We start from the raw sequence: 18,796 nt of genomic DNA, 5'->3' as shown, positions 1-18,796 counted from the left end.
CATTCAGTCCCGCAGGTCGTGGCCGGTGAGCTTGAGGAAGACGTCTTCGAGGTTGGCCTCGCGCAGGCCCATGCGTTCCCCGCGCGCCTCCAGCCGGCCGCGCAGGCCTTCCGGGTCGGGGGTGTAGATCAGCCAGGTGTCGGCGACCTGGTGGGCGCGGTCGCGCGGCCCCAGTTCGTTTTCGATGGAGGCGGCGGCGCCGTGGCCGGCGACCGTGGCCACCCACGGCTCGACGTGCTCTTGGATCAGCCCGGCGGGCGTGTCACAGGCGATGATGCGGCCATGGTCGATGATCGCGATGCGGTCGCACAGCTCCTCGGCCTCCTCCGTGTAGTGCGTGGTCAGCACCAGGGTGACGCCCGAGGCACGCAGCTCGCGCAGCTGTCGCCAGAGGTGGTGACGGGCCTGGGGATCCAGTCCGGTCGTGGGTTCGTCGAGGATCACCGCGGCCGGGTCGTTGATCAGCGCGCGGGCGAGGGTCAGGCGGCGCTTCATGCCCCCGGACAGTGACTGGATCGGCGCGTCGCGCTTGTCGCTCAGGTTCACCCGTTCCAGCAGCCGGTCGATGTGCGTGTGCAGCGAGGGGCCGGACAGGCCGAAATACGAGGCATAGGTGCTCATGTTCTCGCTGACGGTGAAATCGGGATCCAGGGTGTCGAACTGCGGCACCACGCCCAGTCGGTGGCGGACCGCCCGCTCGCCCTCGGGCATGCTCCGGCCGAGGACCTCGATGTGACCGGCATCAATGGGCGTGAGGCCCAGCAGCATGCGCAGGGTGGTGGTCTTGCCCGCCCCGTTGGGGCCCAGCAGGCCGAAGAACTCGCCCTCCGGGATGTCCAGGTTGACGCCGTCCACCACCGGCGTGCCGTCGTACCACTTGCGCAGGTCCTGGATGCGGATGGCGGTCAAGGGGTGTCCTTTTCGCAAAACGAGTAGTCGGGATCCCGCACAGTGTAAGGTGTTCCCGCCGGGTGCCGCGAAGGGGGCAGGACAGCACGGGGATTTCCGGTGCCCATGGTCGTCGCCGGGGCAATGCGCTACCCTTCGCCGCGTTCGCGCGCAAGCGCGCTCCTGTAAAGGCAGCAGCTCTGCGGCAGACTGTTCCGGCCAACGCGAGGTGATTCATGCAGTTGTTCTGGCAGCCCCGGACGGATCTGGGCAAGGCGATCGGGCCGGGCATCCTGATGGCCGGCGCCGCGATCGGCGGTTCCCATCTGGTGTCCTCGACCCAGGCCGGGGCGCTCTACGGCTGGTCCCTGCTGGGACTGTTGCTGCTGGCCAACCTGTTCAAGTACCCGTTCTTCCTGTACGCGGTGAAGTACCGCGCGGCCACCGGCGACACGATCCTGCATGGCTACCGGCGCATGGGGAAGGGCTTTCTCGCGGCCTTCTTTGGCCTGAATCTGGTCAATGCCTTCCTCAATACCGCGGGGGTCGCGTTCATCTCCGCCAGTCTGTTCCTGGCGTTCCCGTTCGTGGACGCCGCCGATTACGTGACCGGGATCGCCATCGGCATCCTGTTGCTGTGTGCCGCGATCATCATCGCCGGGCATTATCAGCTGCTGGACAAGATCGCCAAGGTGGTGGTGTTCCTGCTGGCGGTGTCCACCCTGACCGCGGTGATCGTGGCGATCTGGCAGAGTGCGGAGATCCCCGAGGGGTTCGTCGGACGCGATCCCTGGGACCTTGCCTCCATCGGCTTCATCATCATGTTCATGGGCTGGATGCCGGCGCCCATCGACATCGCGGCGTGGCCGTCGCTGTGGCGGACTTCGCGCGAGATCGAGACCGGCCACCGCGCCACGGTGGGCGAGTCGACCACTGATTTCCACATCGGCTACATCGTGACCGTGGTACTGGCGGTGTTCTTCCTCGCCCTGGGCGCGCTGGTGATGTATCGCGCCGGCGCAGGGATCGAGCTGGCCGACATGACGGCCGGCGAGTTCTCCGCTCGCTTCATCGAGATGTATACCTCGACCATCGGCGACTGGGCGCACTGGCTGATCGTGCTGGCGGCGTTTTCCGCGATGTTCAGTACTACCCTGACCTGCATGGACGGATGGCCGCGCTCGCTGGCGATGAGCACACTGCTGCTGTTCGACCGCCCGGAGGCGGGGCTGCGGCGCGCGCTGGTCGCATGGCTGCTGTTCACGGTGGTGGCCTGCATCGTGATCATTCAGTTCCTGCTGACCGATCTGCTGGCGATGCTGCAGTTCGCGATGGTGGTGTCGTTCCTGACCTCGCCGGTGTTCGCCTGGCTCAACTATCGCGCCATCCAGCGTCCGGAGGTGCCGGAAAAGGATCGCCCGGGTCCGGTCATGCATGTACTGTCCTGGGCGGGGATGACGTTCTTCATCGTGTTCACGCTGCTGTTCGTGGTGTGGTTCTTCGGGCTGCAGGATGCGGCCGAGGAAGAACGCGAGCGGATCCAGGAGGAGGAGGAGCAGGCTCTGGTCGTCCCGTTCGAGCCGACGGCCCGGGTGTGATTGCCGGGAGATTCCCGGCGCATATCGCGTTCGCGTGCGGGCACGCTCGGTGTGACACGAGTTATCTCAGCTCGAGGCGCGCGCTCGGGTGAGCCGGCGCACGATCAGTGTCAGCAGGATGGCCACGCCGATCGCCCCGATCGCGAACGCCGGGCTGGAGAGCAGGTCCGGGCGCAGCAGCAGTAGCAGGCCCAGCGCCAGCATCATCATCCCGGACAGCAGTTTGAGCAGGCGCCCCTCGTGTTCCTGCAGCTTGCGGTTGCCCAGGGTGAAGGCGAACAGCGCGACGATCGCCAGCATCGGCAGCACGTAGATCAGGTTGTACGCGAGCAGATAGCCGTAATAGCCCACGGCCCCGGGGTCGTGGGTGGTCAGGATCCGGGTGTAGATCATCGGGAAGCCCAGGGTGCACAGGATCTCGTAGAGGTTGACCACCACCGCCAGGACCACGGTGGCGCCCAGCACCCAGGGCAGGCTGTCGGCCTGGGTCAGCTCGCGCATGCGGCGGAACAGGCCCGGCCGGGCCGAATCCGGGATGCTCAGCGATACCCCGCGCTTGAACAGGAAGTAGTCCTTGATATTGATCAGCGCCATTGCCAGCGCCACGGCCCCGGCGATGCGCGTGATCAGAGGCATCTCGCCGAGTACCAGGAAGGCGTTCAGCCAGGCGGTCATGAAGGTGAAGTAGATGACCCCCGAGATGGTCACGAAGACCCCTCCGATCAGCAGGATGCGGCCCCGGCTGCGGCTGTGCACCACCACGCTCAGCAGGAACAAGAGGACGAAGAAGGCGCAGGGGTTGAACGCGTCGAAGCCCGCGAGAAGCAGCGTCAGCGCCGGCAGGGACAGCCGGTCGGGGTGCAGCTCGCCGAACAGGGGCAGGCGCAGCGGCTCGGCCTCGGTCCACAGCGCGCGTTCCAGCTCGGGCGGTTCGCCGGCCTGAACCCGCCGGTGACAGGTCTCCAGCAATTCGCGCAGCCGGGCCTCATGACGTCCGCGCGTGTCGAACCCCTCCAGCATCGCCCCGCAGAACAGGAAACCGGGCACCGCCCGGGCCTGTTCGCCACGTTCGGTGGCCATCTGGCGGTAGAGCGAGCCCAGTTGCGGGTGTGCGGTGAGGTCGTAGCTGCGCACGGCCAGCCAGGGGTAGTCCTGCGCCAGCTGATGGACCACCGGCAGCGCGTCCAGACAGCGCGGACACTCGCGGGTCCAGAAGAAATGCAGGGTGATGGTGGGGGCGGCCTCGTCGGCGTCGTCGGATTGCCCACCCGGAGTCTGGGCCTGGGCGGTGCCCCCGGCGAGCGAGAGCAGCAGGAAGCCCATCAGTATCCAGGCCAGTCCCGCGAACATCCGTGCCGGATGTCCGTGGTCCTTCGCGGGTGGATCGTGCCTTCCCGGCATGGGGCTCCCCGTGCTGTTCCCTGTCGCCGAGTATAACCGGCTTTCAGTGTGCCTCGTCGCGCCAGCTGGCGAGCGCGTGCAGGGCCAGGGTCACGAGAACGGCCGTCCCCGCAACGAGCGTCATCAGCGGCGGCGCTTCGGCCAGGAACAGCCAGACCCACAGGGTACCGAACACCGCTTCCAGGACCAGGAACAGGGCGACCTCGCCGGCCGGGAGGTGACGGGTGGCCAGGGCGATCATCACCAGTGCCAGTGGCAGCTGGACCGCGCCCATCAGCAGCAGCGTGGCCAGGCTGGTGGCCGACACAGCCAGCGGCGCGGCAAAGAAGAGCGCAATCACCGCGCCCAGCAGGCCGCCGGTGGCGATCACCGCGAGCCGGTCGATTTGCGGCGAACGGCGCAGCAGGGTCAGCTTGAGGCCGACCACCATCGCCGCGCCCAGCGCGAACAGGTCCCCCAGCCAGCCGCCGGTTTCCAGCGAGCCGGCGAACACGCCGACGATGCCGACCAGGCTGAGCAGGATCGCGACCCAGGTCCGCAGCGGGATCCATTCGCGCAGGATCAGGCCCGAAAACAGGGCCGCGAACAGCGGCGAGGCGGCGAGGATGACCACGGCGTTCGCGACGGTAGTATGCAAAACCGCGAGGACGAACAGATAGTTGGTGGCAGCGAATCCGGTCGCGGTCCACCACGCGTCCATGCCGCCGCGCCGCATGCAGGCCCAGGTCCAGCGCCCGTTCATCAGCCGCAGCACGACGGTGAGGGTGATCGCCATGAACAGGCCGCGCCAGAACAGGATGTCCGGCGCGCTGGCATCGGCGAGGCGCACCAGCAGGCCGTCGAAGCTGATCGCCATGACTCCGATGAACGCGAACATGGCACCGGTGGCATGCGGACTGAGGTTGCGAATCAATGCAGGCTCCTTTTCTGCTACTTTGGCCGGATTTCCAGTCCGAGGAGTTTTCCATGTCGTCAGCGACGATCCCCGCCGCGTTGCAGCCGGTCGGCTGCGTGGGCCTGGGCATCATGGGTGCCCCCATGACCCGCAATCTGATCGCGGCCGGGGCCGAGGTGCATGTCTGGGCCCGGCGTCCGGAACAGGCGCGGGCCCTCGAACCGGACGGTGCCCGGGTGCACGGGGATCTGGCCGGGCTGCTCGCGCAGGTCCGCGTCCTGGTGCTCAACGTTTCGGACACGCCCGACGTTGCGGCCCTGATGGAGGGGCCCGGCGGGGTGCTCGAACACGGTCGTCCGGGCCTGATCATCATCGACCACAGCACCATCGAGCCGGTACGTTGCCGCGAGCTCGCACGCGCCGCGGCGGAGCGTGACATGGTGTTCATCGACGCCCCGGTTTCGGGGGGCGAGCCCGGTGCCCGCGCCGGTACCCTGAGCCTGATGATCGGCGGGCCCGCGGCCGCGGTCGAGCAGATCCGCCCCCTGCTGGAGGCCGTGGGCTCCACGCTCACCCATGTCGGTGACAGCGGTGCCGGGCAGATCGCCAAGGCCTGCAATCAGCTGGTAGTCGGCGAGACCCTGGCGGCGATCGGCGAGGCCTTTGCGCTGGCCGAGGGGCAGGGCGTGGATCCCGCACGCATTCGCGAGGCGCTGCTGGGCGGTTTTGCCGGATCGCGGATCCTCGAGGTGCACGGCCAGCGGCTGCTGGACGGCGACTTCGAGCCCGGCTTCCAGCTGGGACTCTACCAGAAGGACGCCGGGATCGTGGCCGAGCTGGCCCGGCGCACGGGTCTGGAACTGGACGGAGTCCGGCGGATCGGCGCTGCCGTGGATGCCGCCTGCGCGGACGGGCGCGGTGACGCCGACGTGTCCCTGCTGGCACGCTACTGTGCCGGATCGTCGGGACGGCGTCCCGAATAACCCGGCTACAGTGCCAGGGGGGTGTTGCGATAGCCGTTGGCGGAGGGCTGCACGCGATCGCCGGGTTCGGGAAAGCGCTGCATCAGCTTGTCGTAGTAACTGCGGATATTGCGGGTGTAGCTCACCGGCTCCCAGCCGCGGGCGTAGCCGTGCCGGGTCTGTTCGTACCAGCGGGATTCGGCCAGTCGCGGCAGCCATTCCTTCACGTCGACCCAGCGGTCCGGGTCGTCGCCGTTGTTGGCGGCCAGCGCACGTGCGTCGTTCACATGCCCCAGGCCCACGTTGTAGGCGGCCAGGGTCATCCAGGTACGGTCCGGTTCGGGGATGCTTTCGGGGAGGCGTTCGCGCATCTGCAGCAGGTAGCGCGTGCCCCCGTCCACCGAGGCCTGTGGATCGGTGCGGTCGGGGATCCCCAGATCCTGCGCGGTGGCCCGGGTCAGCATCATCAGGCCCCGCACCCCCGTGGGCGAGACCGCGTCGGGGTTCCAGTGCGATTCCTGATAGGCCACGGCGGCAATGAAGCGCCAGTCGAGGTTGTATTCCTCGCCGGCGGCCTCGAACAGAGCGCGAAAGCGTTCCAGACGGTCATGGACGCGTCGCTCGAAGGTCAGGGTGTCCACCAGGTCGTGGGTCTCCAGGTGGCCGAGGTAACGGTCCAGTAGCCGTTCCAGTTCACCGGTGTCCCGCAGGGAATGCAGGAAGCGTCCGGCTTCACGCTCCAGGCTGGTGTCGCCACGGTCGGGAAACAACCAGACCAGCGGGGTGGTGCCGGCCAGTTCGTACCCGGCGCGCAGTTCGGGATGCAGCCGCTGCAGGCGCCGGTATTCCAGCGATGTCATCAGGGCAAAATCGATCTCGCCGCGCTCCAGGGCGTCGCGCATCAGCTGCGGTCCGGGCAGGGGCAGGATCTCGTGCGCGTCCGTGGTGGCGACATCATCCTGGCCATCCTCCCGGTGCGGGCGATGCAGCATGGGCGGCAGCGATGCCCCCGCGGGGACGCCGATCCGGCTGCCTGCGGGGATGTCCATGGGCGACAGCAGGGGGCCGCCGTTCGCGGAACCCCGCCAGTAGGCCAGGATACGCTGAACCTCGAGAATCTCGGGGCCCCGTCGTAGTCCGGAATCGTCGCCCGGCGGTACCAGAAGACCGGCTCCAAGATCGACGCGACCGGCCCGCAGCAGGGCGTGGACATCCGCGGGGCGTTCCACGCGCCGGACCTCCAGGGAAACGCCCAGACGTTCGGCGAGGCGGTCGAGGAGCTCCAGTTCCAGTTGTTCGCGCCCGCCGTAGTCCGCCAGGTCGGAGCGGCCCAGGGCATGTTCCACGAAGGCCACCCGCAGTTCCTCGCGGAACTGGATCTGCTCGGTGACCGGCGCGGGCTGCAGCCATACCCGCAGCGCGATGGCGACCAGCACCACGACGAACACGCCCAGTTCGATCTGGTGGCGCGTGGAGAGGGCGGGGCGGAGGCGGCGGGTCGGGCGCATGGGCCGAAGGGTAGCGCATCGTGCCGCTCGGGATCCGTGATCCGGATCAGCGGCCGGTTCGGGTCAGCGCCAGTGCAGCACCAGGCCCTGTTCGCGCAGGAGCTGCAGGGCGGGGTCCACGCAGTCGTCGATGAACGCGGCGCGCTGCGGGTTGTTGCGGGCGACACGGCAGTAGTCGGGGCCCTCGGGCAGTCCCGCAAGGTGGTAGATGTCCGGCGTGGGGTAATAGAAGGCGTGCACGAACTGGCGGAACACCCGGCGCATCAGGGGGCGGTACAGCATCTTCTGCCAGTTCGGCAGGGTTTCCATGTGCTGTTCCAGCGTATCCCGGGCGTGGGCCATGTGCCGCGCCTCGTCGATCATGTGCGTGGTGACCACGTCGTGCACCGTGGGGCTGATGGCCTCGCGGTGGCGGCGGATCAGCCGGTTCATGCGGTCGGGGACCTCCTCTCCGATCATCACCGCAATCCAGAAAACCGCCGATTCGAACGGGGCGAAGCGTCCGACCAGCGTGGCCATGCGCGGCTTGGGGAATCGCCGGATCGGCAGTTCCAGGCCGCTGCGCCGCATGAACTCGATGAACATCAGGCTGTGACCGGCTTCTTCGCGCAGTTCGTGCAGACGGTAATTGAGCCGGTCGAGGCGGTCGGCGGAGTGCATCGAGATGCGTGCGATGCGCTCCATGAACAGCCCCTCCAGCCACAGGGCCCCGCTGATGAAGTAGATGAATTCGTATTGCGACAGGCGCCGTTTGAGCGCATCGGACAGGCGGTCGTATTCCGGCGTGCCGTACAGCGAGATGGCCGGCTCCGGGATCCAGAAATCGTCCAGGGACAGCGCCTCCCACTCCACTCGCAGGAGCGGATCCTCGTAGGGCGCGCTGTTGCGGCTCAGATGGTCGAGCAGCTCCTGCGACGAATTCATCAGGGGATCACCGGGCAATGGCTGCAGTCAGTCGCGCGAATCATACCCGCAAACCGCTCCGGGACCAATGTCCCGGATTCAGGTGCGCGGGGGAACGCTCACGCCCGCCGCGCGCAGCAGGGCGGCCAGGCGGATCAGGGGCAGGCCGACCAGTGCGGTGGGGTCCTCGGTGTCCATGCGTTCGAACAGGCTGATGCCAAGACCCTCCGAACGGAAACTGCCGGCGCAGTCCAGCGGCTGGTCCTGGCGTACGTACGCGGCGATCTCGGCGGCGTCCAGATCGCGGAAGGTCACCCGGCAGGGGATCTCTTCCACTTGTGCCTCGCCGGTTGCGGTGTCCAGCAGACAAAGCCCGGTGTGGAAGGTGACCGTGCCCCCCGAAAGCATTGCCAGTTGCTCGCGGGCGCTTGTTTCGTCTCCGGGTTTGCCGAGGATGCGCCCGGCATGGGCGGCGTTCTGGTCGGAACCGATGATCAGGGCGCCGCCGTGGCGCCCGCTGACCGCGCGAGCCTTGGCTTCGGCCAGGCGGCGGACCAGATCCGCCGGTGCTTCGCCGGGGTACGGCCGTTCGTCAACGGTGGGGGCATCGGTGCCGAACGGCAGCGCCAGACGCTGCAGCAGCTGTGCGCGATAGGGCGAGGTCGAGGCGAGGATGACGCTGCGTTCCGGTGATGGCATGGCTCAGTCTCCCGTGGCGTCGGCGGTTTCGACCGTCACCAGCACGCACCCGGCGGTCACCGCCGCGCCGCGCTCCACATGGACTGCGGTCACGGTGCCTGCGGCGGGGGCGACCAGTTCGGATTCCATCTTCATGGCCTCGACCACCACCACCGCCTGCCCGGCCTCCACCGGGTCGCCCGGGGTCACCAGGATGTCCACCACGGTACCGGGCAGGGTAGTGGTGACATCCCCGGGACCGGCCGCCGGCCCTGCGGCGCCGCCGGCGGATGGCGCCGCGGGGTCCGGTGCGGACGTGCCCGAGGGGCGGGTGTCCAGGGTATCCAGGGTGTGCACGCCGACCTCTTCGGGCAGGCCGTCCACGCTGAGGAACAGGGTCCGGTGGCCGTCGTCGCGGGGTCCGCTGCCGCGGATCTCGATCTCGTGGTCTTCGCCGTCGAGCTGCAGGACGAAACGCCGCGGCGCGGGGCAGCCGGGGCGGTCATCGCCGGGCAGGTCCAGGGGTTCCGGGGCGAGGGTCCCCGCACGCCGGTCCTCGAGGAAGCGTCGGCCGATCTCGGGGAACAGCGCGCAGGTCAGGACGTCCTCCGGTGATTCGGCAAGGTCCCCGGCCTCGGCGGTCAGCCGTTCCATCTCCGGTTCCAGGCGGTCGGCCGGGCGTTCTTCCAGCACCGGCTCGTCGCCGATCGCCCTGCGGCGCACTTCGGCATTCACCGGTCCCGGGGCCCGGCCATAGTGCCCGCCGAGATAGCGCTTCACTTCGTTGCTGACATGGGCGTAGCGCTCTCCACCGAGTACGTTCATCACCGCCTGGGTGCCCACGATCTGCGAGGTCGGGGTGACCAGCGGCGGGTATCCGAGATCCTCGCGGACCCGCGGCACTTCCTCCAGCACCGCGTCGAAATGGTCCAGGGCACCCTGTTCGCGCAGCTGGCTGGCGAGATTCGAGACCATGCCGCCGGGCACCTGGTTGACCTGAACCCGGGTGTCCACCCCGGTGAAGCGGCTCTCGAAGCGGTGGTACTTCGGCCGTACCTCGTGGAAATGGCGGGCGACGGTCTGCAGGGCTTCCAGGTCAAGGCCGGTGTCGTGTTCGGTGCCGGCCAGCGCGGCCACCATGCTTTCCGTGGGCGGATGGCTGGTGCCGCCCGCAAACGGTGTCAGTGCGGTTTCGATGTGCCGGCAGCCGGCACGGATCGCCTCCCAGTGGCACAGCTCGGACAGGCCCGAGGTCGCGTGGGCATGCAGATGCACGGGTACGTCCAGGGCGTCGACCAGTTCGGTGACCAGTTCGCGCGTGGCCGAAGGTGTCAGCAGGCCGGCCATGTCCTTGATCGCGATGCTCTGCGCCCCCATGGCCGTGAGTTCGCGCGCCAGCGCCACGAACTGGGCGCTGTCATGCACCGGCCCGGTGGTGTAGCAGAGCGTACCCTGGGCGTGCGCCCCGGTCTCGCGGGTCGCCTCGATCGCCACCCTCAGGTTTCGCGCATCGTTCATCGCGTCGAAGATGCGGATGATGTCGATCCCGCCGGCCACCGCGCGCTCCACGAAGGCGCGCACCACGTCGTCGGCGTAATGGCGATAGCCCAGCAGGTTCTGGCCACGCAGAAGCATTTGTAGCGGGGTGCGGGGCAGGGCCGCCTTCAGGCGATGCAGACGCTCCCACGGATCCTCGCCCAGGTAGCGCAGGCAGGCATCGAAGGTGGCACCGCCCCAGACCTCGAGGGAATGAAAGCCGATGGCATCCAGCTGCGCACAGGCCGGCAGCATGTCCTCGGTCCTCAGGCGGGTCGCGATCAGGCACTGGTGCCCGTCGCGCAGGGTCACGTCGGTCAGGCGAACGCGGTCCATGGGCGGTCCATTGGCAGAAGGGAAAGGGATGGTCGGCTCATCATGCCCATGTCTGCAGGCCGTGATGGGCGGCGATCGCGGCCGCCACCAGCGCCGCCCGGCGGCGCGGATCGGGCAGCGACCGGACCTGTGCCAGCCCGGGTCGGGCTTCGATGAATCCGGTGTCGAAGTGGCCGCGGCGGAAACCCGGATCGTCCAGAATGGCCAGGTGGTAGGGCACGGTGCTGTGTACGCCGCGCAGTTCGAGGTCGTTCAGCGCACGCTGGCAACGGGCCAGCAGAGCGGGCCAGGTATCGGCATGAACGATCAGCTTGGCGCACATCGAGTCGAAATTCGGCGGGATCACGTAACCGTCGTACAGCGCGCTGTCGGTGCGCACTCCCGGGCCTCCGGGCGGCACGAAACGCGTGATCCGGCCCGTGTCGGGGCGGAAGTCGTTCGCCGGGTCTTCGGCATTGATGCGGAATTCGATCGCCATCCCGCGCGGATGGATATCGGCCTGGGTGAATCCCGGCGGTTCACCGGCCGCCACGCGCAGCTGCGCCTGAACCAGATCGATGCCGGTGATCATTTCGGTGACCGGATGTTCCACCTGAAGACGCGTATTCATCTCCATGAAATGAAAGGACCCTTCATGGTCCAGGAGGAACTCGACCGTCCCCGCGTTGCGGTAGCCCGCCGCCTCGGCGGCGCGCACCGCCAGGGCGCCGAGGTGTTCCCGCTGGTCGCTCGTCAGGGCCGGCGACGGGGCGATCTCCAGGAGTTTCTGGTGACGCCGCTGGATGGAACAGTCGCGCTCGTACAGGTGGACGGCGCGGCCGGCGGCATCGGCGAGGATCTGGACTTCGATGTGGCGTGGATTGAGCACCGCCTTCTCGAGGAAGATCTCGGTGCGGCCGAAGGCCCGCGTGGCCTCCGAGCGTACGCGTTCGAACTGCCGCTCCACCGCGGCGGCGTCCTCGCACAGGCGAATCCCGCGTCCGCCGCCCCCGCTGGTCGCCTTGAGCATCACCGGGTAGCCGATGCGGTCGGCCACCGCGCGGGCTTCCTCGGCATCGGCGAGGTTGCCGTCGGATCCGGGCGTGACCGGGACACCGGCCGCCTGCATGGTTGCCCGCGCGGCGACCTTGTCGCCCATGCGCCGGATGACCTCGGCCGGCGGACCCACCCAGATCAGGCCGGCCTGCGTGACGGCCTCGGCAAAATCGGCGTTTTCCGACAGAAAGCCGTAGCCCGGATGCACGGCGTCGCAACCCCGCGCCCGGGCGGCTTCCACCAGTCGGGCGATATCGAGGTAACCGGACTCGGTGTCGGGGCCGAGGTCGACCGCTTCCGCCGCGCGATGGACATGCAGGGCGTGGCGGTCGGCGTCCGTATGCACGGCCACCGGCGTGACGCCCAGCTCGCGGCAGGCGCGGATGATCCGGACGGCGATCTCGCCGCGGTTGGCGATCAGGAGTTTGCGGATCAACATCGCTCTCCGGGCGACCCTGGAAACCGCAGTATCGACACGCCCGGGGGGTGCTCGCAAGTTTCTGTTTCGGTTTGACGCCCTGTTCGCGCGCGCGCATAATCCGCGCCCTTGTACACGGTCCCGTTTGTATGAGCCGCGTCCCCGCCTCACTTGATCCGCAGCAGCCCCGCGTCCAGCAACGCGAGTTCGTCATGGACGCGCTCGTGGCCGGCGATCTGCCGCGTCTGCGTGCCGAGTCGCTGGAGGGCCATCCGCTGCATGTAGCGGCGCGTTTCGAGATCCGGCGGGGGGCGCTGGGCGAGTTGCGGCTCTCCGGGACCATCGAGGGCGAGCTGTGGCACGAGTGTCAGCGCTGTCTGCAGCCGATGGCCTGGCGTTTTCGCCTGACGCCGGACGCGGTGCTGGTGCCGCTGGAGGGATCCATCGAGGGCCTCGACGCCGGTGACGACTTCATCGAGCTGGATGCCGAGGGCCTGTTGCGCCCGCGCGACTGGGTGGAGGAAGAGGTCCTGCTGGCCTGGCCGCTGGTGCCGCGCCACGAGGACTGCAACACCGGTCGGACGGACGAATTCGCCGAGGGCGAGGGACGCGAGAATCCGTTTGCGGTGCTGGCCGGGCTGAAGGACGACCTCGCCGGCCGCGGGGACGACTCCTGACCCGACCGCAGGTACCGGGGCGGGCATTCGCCGCGGTGAAACGCTATACTGCCGCCCGTTTTACGGGCTATCCGTACCAACTGGCTTCAATCTGGAGATTCATCATGGCCGTTCAGCAACGCCGCAAGACCCGTTCCAAGCGCGACATGCGCCGTTCCCACGACGGGCTCAAGGGCGCGACCCTGTCCACCGATCCGACCACGGGCGAGATCCATCGCCGGCATCACGTGACGCCGGATGGTTTCTACCGCGGCCGTCAGGTCGTGCAGCAGCCGGTCGAAGTCGACGACGACGAAGACTGAATTGCAGGACATGCGGGGGCCACGGGGTAACGGGCCTCGTGGCCCCGTTGTTTCCGGGGAGCCCCGGTTCCGGCAGCCACAACGGTACTCGGCATGAGCAGCAGCTACACCATCGCCCTGGATGTGATGGGCGGCGATCACGGCGTGTCCGTGGTGCTTCCGGCAGCGCGGCGGGCCCTCAAGGGGCAGGGTGATTTCCGGCTTCAGCTGGTCGGTGACCGGGAGGTCATCGAGCCGGAACTGGAGGACTGGAACGCGTCCGAGCGCGATCGGGTGGAGATCGTCCATGCGTCCCAGGTGGTCGGCATGGAGGAACTGCCGGCCGTCGCCCTGCGGACCAAGCGCGACTCCTCCATGCGGGTCGCCATCGACCAGGTGCGCAAGGGCGAGGCCCAGGCCTGCGTGAGCGCCGGTAACACCGGCGGGCTGATGGCCACCGCGCGTTACGTGCTCAAGACCCTGCCCGGGATCGACCGGCCGGCGATCGCCACCGCCCTGCCGTCGATGAACGCCCATACCCACATGCTGGATCTGGGCGCCAACGTCGATGTCGAGGCCGAGCACCTGTATCAGTTCGCGGTGATGGGGTCGGTGCTGGCGAAGGCCGTGGACGGCCTGGACAGCCCGCGGGTCGGTCTGCTGAACATCGGCTCGGAGGCGATCAAGGGCAACGACCGCGTGCGCGAAGCCGGGCGCATGCTCGAGGAATCCTCACTGAACTACGTCGGTTTTGTCGAGGGCAATGATGTCTACTGCGGTGACGTCGACGTGGTGGTCTGCGACGGCTTCGTCGGCAACGTCGCGCTGAAGACCAGCGAAGGCGTGGCGAAAATGATCACCAGCAACATGAAGGCCGAGTTCCGCAGCTCGCTGTACTCGCGTCTGGCCGGGTTGATGGCCCTGCCGGTGCTGCGCCGACTGCGCCAGCGGTTCGATCACCGGCGCTATAACGGCGCCTCGCTGCTGGGGCTGCAGGGCATCGTCATCAAGAGTCATGGGAGCGCGGATTCGCTGGCCTTCGCCAATGCCATCCGCATCGCGCGGATCGAGGCCGAGGCCAATATCGCGACCCGCATCGACAAGCAGCTGGAGCGGCTGCTGCGGCAGGAGACGCCGGAGTGAACCACGCCCGTATTGCCGGAACCGGGAGCTACCTCCCCGAGCGCATCCTCACCAACGAGGAACTGGAATCCATGGTCGAGACCTCCGACGCCTGGATCCGCGAGCGCACGGGGATCCGCGAGCGGCACATCGCCGCGGAAGAGGAGCTGACCTCGGATCTGGCGCTGCAGGCGTCGCAGCGTGCTCTGGATGCAGCCGGCCTGAAGGCCTCCGACCTGGACCTGATCCTGGTGGCGACCACGACGCCCGACCAGATCTTCCCCAGCACCGCCTGTATCCTGCAGGCCAAGCTGGGCATCGGTGGCTGCCCGGCGTTCGATATCCAGGCGGTGTGCAGCGGCTTCGTGTACGCCCTCGCGACCGCCGACCGTTTCATGCGCAATGGCGGGCCACGGCACGTGCTGGTGGTGGGGGCCGAGACGCTGTCGCGCATCACCGATTACACCGACCGCTCGAACTGCATCCTGTGGGGCGATGGTGCCGGCGCGGTGGTTCTCTCGCGGTCCACGGATCCCGGCATCATCTCCACCCATCTGCATGCCGACGGCCAGCACCGGTCCCTGCTGGAAGTCCCGGGGGGGATTTCGCAGCCGGGTGACAACCCCGATCTGGACTTTATCCGCATGGAAGGCCGGGCGGTGTTCCGCGTGGCGGTCAATACCCTGGACCAGATCGTCGACGAAACCCTGGAGCACAACGGGATCGACAAGTCGGAACTGGACTGGCTGGTCCCGCATCAGGCCAACATCCGCATCATCCAGGCCACCGCGAAGAAGCTGAACATGTCCATGGATGACGTGGTGGTCACCGTGGATCGACACGGAAACACCTCGGCGGCCTCGGTGCCACTGGCGCTGGACACGGCGGTACGCGACGGACGCATCAAGCGCGGGGACCTGATCCTGACCGAGGCCTTCGGCGGCGGCTTCACCTGGGGCTCGGCCCTGATCCGCATGTAGGGGAAACACCGACATGGGACGCGAAATCGAACGCAAGTTCCTGCTGGCAGGGGACGGCTGGCGCGAGCAGGCGCACCGTTCCTGTTACATGCGCCAGGGCTACCTGTGCGGCAACGACCGGGCGTCCATCCGCGTTCGGGTGGAGTCGGGGGCCGCCAACCTCAACATCAAGAGCGCGACCCTGGGTGTGGAGCGCGACGAATACCAGTACCCGGTTCCGGAAGCCGAAGCACACACAATGCTGGATACCCTTGCCGGAGCGCAGGTGGAGAAGACCCGCCACTGGGTCGATCACCACGGCTGGGTGTTCGAGGTGGACGAATTCCACGGCGCGAATGCGGGGCTGATCGTCGCCGAGCTGGAACTCGACGATGCGGACGCCGAATTCCCGCGCCCGGACTGGCTCGGCGACGAGGTCTCGCACGATCCGCGATATTACAACACCGAACTGGCGCGCCACCCCTACAGCGAGTGGGAGCGGGGTGAGTAACCCCGCGGAGGGGGCGCCGTCCCCGGAACCGCCCGGGGGGTTCGCCCCCGACTGCCGGCGCTGTTCCCGCCTGGCACAGTTCCTCGACGAGGTGCGTGCGGAGTACCCCGGCTACCATGCGGCTCCGGTGCCGTCGTTCGGACCGGCGGATGCAAGCCTGCTGATCGTCGGGCTCGCCCCCGGAATGCACGGCGCCAACGCGACGGGGCGGCCGTTCACCGGCGATTATGCCGGCATCCTGCTGTACGCCACCCTGCACGAATACGGATTTGCCAGCGCGCCCGAGAGCGAACGGGCCGATGACGGCCTGATGCTGCTCGACTGCCGCATCACCAATGCGGTGAAATGCCTGCCACCGCAGAACCGTCCGACCACCGCCGAGATCCGCGAATGCAACGGCTACCTGGCGGCGGAGATCGCCGGGGTTCGTCCGCGCGTGATCCTGGCGCTGGGCAAGGTCGCCCACGATGCGGTGCTGCGCACGCGCGGGCTGGCACTTGCCCGGCACCCGTTTGCCCACGCCGCGGAGCACCGGCTGGATGACGACATCGTGCTGGTGGACTCCTATCACTGCTCGCGCTACAACACCCAGACCGGGCGCCTGACCCCGGCGATGTTCCGGACGCTGTTCGCCCGCATCCGTGAACAGGTATCCTGACAGCGCCATGAGCGCGCCAGAGACCGGATTCGACCCCGAACCCTTCCTCGAGAACCTGACCCGTTCGCCCGGCGTGTACCAGATGCTGGACGTGGACGGGAAGGTGCTCTATGTGGGCAAGGCCCGCAACCTCCGCAGCCGCGTCACCAGCTATTTCCGCGGCGGGGATGACCGCGGTCCGCGCATCCGTTCGATGGTGCGGCAGATCGCGGACATCCGCATCGCGGTAACGCACACCGAATCCGAGGCGCTGCTGCTGGAGGCCAATCTCATCAAGCAGCACCGGCCGCGCTACAACGTGCTGCTGCGCGATGACAAGAGCTATCCCTATATCTTTGTTTCCGGCCACGAGTATCCGCGTCTGGGGTTTCATCGCGGGGCGAAGAAAAAGGGCGTGCGCTATTTCGGGCCCTATCCATCGGCCGGGGCGGTGCGCGAAAGTCTCGCACTGCTGCAGAAGCTGTTTCAGGTGCGCCAGTGCGAGGACAGCGTGTTCGCGCATCGCAGTCGGCCGTGCCTGCAGTACCAGATCGGTCGCTGTACCGCCCCCTGCGTGGACTATATTTCACCGGAGGAGTATGCCCGCGACGTCGAGGCCAGCGTGCGTTTCCTGGAGGGTGACAGCGAGGCGGTGATCGGTGATCTGATGGAACGCATGGAGTCCGCCTCGGCCGCACTCGAGTTCGAGAAGGCGGCGCGCCTGCGCGATCAGATCGGCCGGCTGCGCGAGATCTCGCAGCAGCAGTTTGTCGCCGGCGGCGAGGGCAATGCCGACGTGATCGCCCTGGCGCAGTCGGGCGGGAGTTTCGCGGTGGAGGTGTTCTTCGTACGCAATGGCCAGAACCTGGGCAACAGCGAGCTGTTCCCGGACGTGCCGGAGGCGGCGGATCACGACGAGATCATGGCGGCCGTGCTGGCGCAGTACTATGCCGAACGCGAGCCCCCGCCACAGGTGCTGCTGTCGCATGAACCCGAGGGGGCCGAGGCCCTCGAAACCCTGCTTGGCGAACGCCGCGGGGCACGCGTGCGGCTGGCGTGGTCGCTGCGGGGCGAACGCGCCCGCTGGGTCGACATGGCGCAGCGCAATGCCGAGCAGGCCCTGAAGACCCGGCTGGCCAGTCAGGCCGGGCAGACCGCGCGCCTGGATGCGCTCACCGCAGAGCTGGAACTGGAGGCGCCGCCGCGGCGCATGGAATGCTTCGACATCTCGCACACCCGCGGCGAGGGCACCGTGGCATCCTGCGTGGTGTTCGGGCCGGAAGGGCCGATCAAGTCCGATTACCGGCGCTTCAACATTGAAGGGATCGAGCCGGGCGATGACTATGCCGCGATGCACCAGGCGCTGAGCCGTCGCTTCGCGCGCCTGAAAAAGGGCGAGGGCCGGGAACCGGACATCCTGTTCATCGACGGGGGCAAGGGGCAGGTGACCCAGGCGCTGAACGTGCTGGCCGATCTGGGGCTGGATCACATCCGGGTGGTCGGGGTGGCCAAGGGCGAAGAACGCCGGCCCGGCATGGAAACCCTGGTGTTGAGCGGGGTGGAGGCGCCTTCTATACTGCCGCCCCATTCGAGTGCACTGCACCTGATTCAGCAGATCCGTGACGAGGCCCATCGTTTCGCGATCAGCGGTCATCGGGCGCGGCGGGCGAAGGCGCGCAAGGAGTCCACCCTGGAGTCGGTTCGCGGTCTGGGGCCCAAGCGTCGCACTGCGTTGCTCAAGCACTTTGGCGGGCTGCGCGGGGTCTCCCGCGCGGGGGTCGACGAGCTGGCCAAGGTGCCCGGCATCAATCGTCGCCTGGCGCAGGCGATCTACGACCAGTTCCACGAGGCCTGATCCGACATGTTTCCACGACTCCCCACCTGGCTGACCTGGTCGCGTATCGTGATGATCCCGCTGATGATCGGGGCCTTCTATGCGCTGCCGATGCCGGCGGCGGGGATCGTGGCGGCCATCATCTTTGCGCTGGCCGCGGTGACCGACTGGCTGGACGGTTATCTGGCCCGGCGCTGGTCGGTGACCAGCCGCTTCGGCGCCTTTCTCGATCCGGTGGCGGACAAGCTGATCGTCGCTGCCGCGCTGGTGCTTGTGGTGGACCACAACCCCGGTGTGGGGCTGGCGCTGGCCGCGATCGTGATCATCGGTCGCGAGATCGCGATCTCGGCACTGCGGGAATGGATGGCCGAAGTCGGGACCAGCGCGAAGGTGGCGGTTTCCTGGATCGGCAAGTTCAAGACCAGTGCGCAGATGGTGGCCATCTTTCTGCTGCTGTGGGCCGAGCCGGTGGCGGGACTGTCGCTGTTCCTGATCGGGGAATGGCTGCTGTACCTGGCGGCGGTGCTGACGCTGGTGTCCATGGTGCAGTACATGCTGGCCGCGGCCCGGGACGCCTGAACGAATTTTTCGGATCCGGTGTTGACGAAGCCGGCGCT

The 18,796-nt window shown here is 67.9% G+C and carries 18 protein-coding genes; 10 read left to right on the top strand and 8 right to left on the bottom strand.

Features of this window, described 5'->3' with window-relative positions; genetic code table 11:
• Positions 1-3: 3 nt before the first annotated feature.
• Positions 4-909: an ABC transporter ATP-binding protein gene (locus F787_RS0101580; protein ID WP_028491111.1), complete on the bottom strand. Its 906-nt coding sequence runs from the start codon at positions 907-909 to the stop codon at positions 4-6.
• 215 nt (positions 910-1,124) lie between these two features.
• On the opposite strand from F787_RS0101580, the gene F787_RS0101575 reads away from it, so the two are divergent.
• Positions 1,125-2,486 (top strand): NRAMP family divalent metal transporter, encoded by a 1,362-nt coding sequence (locus tag F787_RS0101575; RefSeq protein WP_028491110.1) that lies wholly within the window; start codon positions 1,125-1,127, stop codon positions 2,484-2,486.
• Between the two features lie 66 nt (positions 2,487-2,552).
• Here F787_RS0101575 and F787_RS0101570 read toward each other — a convergent pair whose 3' ends face one another.
• A complete protein-coding gene (locus tag F787_RS0101570; protein ID WP_028491109.1) occupies positions 2,553-3,836 on the bottom strand; it encodes a membrane protein in 1,284 nt (427 codons plus the stop codon).
• 94 nt (positions 3,837-3,930) lie between these two features.
• The gene (locus F787_RS0101565) at positions 3,931-4,800 is read right to left on the bottom strand and encodes a DMT family transporter (RefSeq protein ID WP_019590237.1); all 870 of its coding nucleotides are present in this window, start codon (positions 4,798-4,800) and stop codon (positions 3,931-3,933) included.
• A gap of 53 nt (positions 4,801-4,853) precedes the next feature.
• Between F787_RS0101565 and F787_RS0101560 the strand changes: the two genes are divergently transcribed.
• The gene (locus F787_RS0101560) at positions 4,854-5,765 is read left to right on the top strand and encodes an NAD(P)-dependent oxidoreductase (protein ID WP_028491108.1); all 912 of its coding nucleotides are present in this window, start codon (positions 4,854-4,856) and stop codon (positions 5,763-5,765) included.
• A 5-nt stretch (positions 5,766-5,770) separates the two neighbouring features.
• On the opposite strand, the gene mltF is transcribed toward F787_RS0101560, so the two are convergent.
• The 5 genes from mltF to F787_RS0101535 form a co-directional block, all read right to left on the bottom strand.
• Positions 5,771-7,252, bottom strand: a complete 1,482-nt coding sequence (gene mltF, locus F787_RS0101555) for a membrane-bound lytic murein transglycosylase MltF (RefSeq protein ID WP_028491107.1) — start codon at positions 7,250-7,252, stop codon at positions 5,771-5,773.
• 63 nt (positions 7,253-7,315) lie between these two features.
• On the bottom strand, positions 7,316-8,176 hold the full coding sequence (locus F787_RS0101550) for a diiron oxygenase (protein ID WP_028491106.1): 861 nt from the start codon (positions 8,174-8,176) through the stop codon (positions 7,316-7,318).
• 78 nt (positions 8,177-8,254) lie between these two features.
• Positions 8,255-8,854, bottom strand: coding sequence for a nucleoside triphosphate pyrophosphatase (locus tag F787_RS0101545; protein ID WP_028491105.1), 600 nt, complete (start codon positions 8,852-8,854; stop codon positions 8,255-8,257).
• Between the two features lie 3 nt (positions 8,855-8,857).
• On the bottom strand, positions 8,858-10,705 hold the full coding sequence (gene oadA, locus F787_RS0101540; RefSeq protein ID WP_028491104.1) for a sodium-extruding oxaloacetate decarboxylase subunit alpha: 1,848 nt from the start codon (positions 10,703-10,705) through the stop codon (positions 8,858-8,860).
• Between the two features lie 40 nt (positions 10,706-10,745).
• Positions 10,746-12,176 carry an acetyl/propionyl/methylcrotonyl-CoA carboxylase subunit alpha gene (locus tag F787_RS0101535; protein WP_028491103.1) on the bottom strand — a complete coding sequence of 477 codons (1,431 nt, stop codon included), beginning with the start codon at positions 12,174-12,176 and terminating at the stop codon, positions 10,746-10,748.
• Positions 12,177-12,370: 194 nt separating this feature from the next.
• On the opposite strand from F787_RS0101535, the gene F787_RS0101530 reads away from it, so the two are divergent.
• The 8 genes from F787_RS0101530 (at position 12,371) to pgsA (ending at position 18,758) form a co-directional block, all read left to right on the top strand.
• Positions 12,371-12,835 carry a YceD family protein gene (locus F787_RS0101530; RefSeq protein WP_019022015.1) on the top strand — a complete coding sequence of 155 codons (465 nt, stop codon included), beginning with the start codon at positions 12,371-12,373 and terminating at the stop codon, positions 12,833-12,835.
• 104 nt (positions 12,836-12,939) lie between these two features.
• A complete protein-coding gene (gene rpmF, locus F787_RS0101525) occupies positions 12,940-13,137 on the top strand; it encodes a 50S ribosomal protein L32 (protein ID WP_018869358.1) in 198 nt (65 codons plus the stop codon).
• Positions 13,138-13,230: 93 nt separating this feature from the next.
• Positions 13,231-14,259 carry a phosphate acyltransferase PlsX gene (gene plsX, locus F787_RS0101520; RefSeq protein WP_018869359.1) on the top strand — a complete coding sequence of 343 codons (1,029 nt, stop codon included), beginning with the start codon at positions 13,231-13,233 and terminating at the stop codon, positions 14,257-14,259.
• The gene (locus F787_RS0101515; protein ID WP_018869360.1) at positions 14,256-15,218 is read left to right on the top strand and encodes a beta-ketoacyl-ACP synthase III; all 963 of its coding nucleotides are present in this window, start codon (positions 14,256-14,258) and stop codon (positions 15,216-15,218) included. Before plsX ends, F787_RS0101515 begins: the two co-directional genes overlap by 4 nt.
• A gap of 13 nt (positions 15,219-15,231) precedes the next feature.
• Positions 15,232-15,708: a CYTH domain-containing protein gene (locus F787_RS0101510; RefSeq protein ID WP_019022017.1), complete on the top strand. Its 477-nt coding sequence runs from the start codon at positions 15,232-15,234 to the stop codon at positions 15,706-15,708.
• The gene (locus F787_RS0101505; protein WP_028491102.1) at positions 15,701-16,366 is read left to right on the top strand and encodes a uracil-DNA glycosylase; all 666 of its coding nucleotides are present in this window, start codon (positions 15,701-15,703) and stop codon (positions 16,364-16,366) included. The genes F787_RS0101510 and F787_RS0101505 overlap by 8 nt, the downstream gene beginning before the upstream one ends.
• A gap of 7 nt (positions 16,367-16,373) precedes the next feature.
• Positions 16,374-18,200: an excinuclease ABC subunit UvrC gene (gene uvrC, locus F787_RS0101500; protein WP_019022019.1), complete on the top strand. Its 1,827-nt coding sequence runs from the start codon at positions 16,374-16,376 to the stop codon at positions 18,198-18,200.
• Between the two features lie 6 nt (positions 18,201-18,206).
• Complete coding sequence (pgsA, locus tag F787_RS0101495; protein ID WP_018869364.1) at positions 18,207-18,758, top strand: CDP-diacylglycerol--glycerol-3-phosphate 3-phosphatidyltransferase; 552 nt, start codon at positions 18,207-18,209, stop codon at positions 18,756-18,758.
• Positions 18,759-18,796 lie beyond the last annotated feature (38 nt).

Source organism: Thioalkalivibrio sp. ALE19, assembly GCF_000428605.1.
GTDB lineage: Bacteria > Pseudomonadota > Gammaproteobacteria > Ectothiorhodospirales > Ectothiorhodospiraceae > Thioalkalivibrio.
This window is presented reverse-complemented; position numbering and strand designations above follow the sequence as displayed.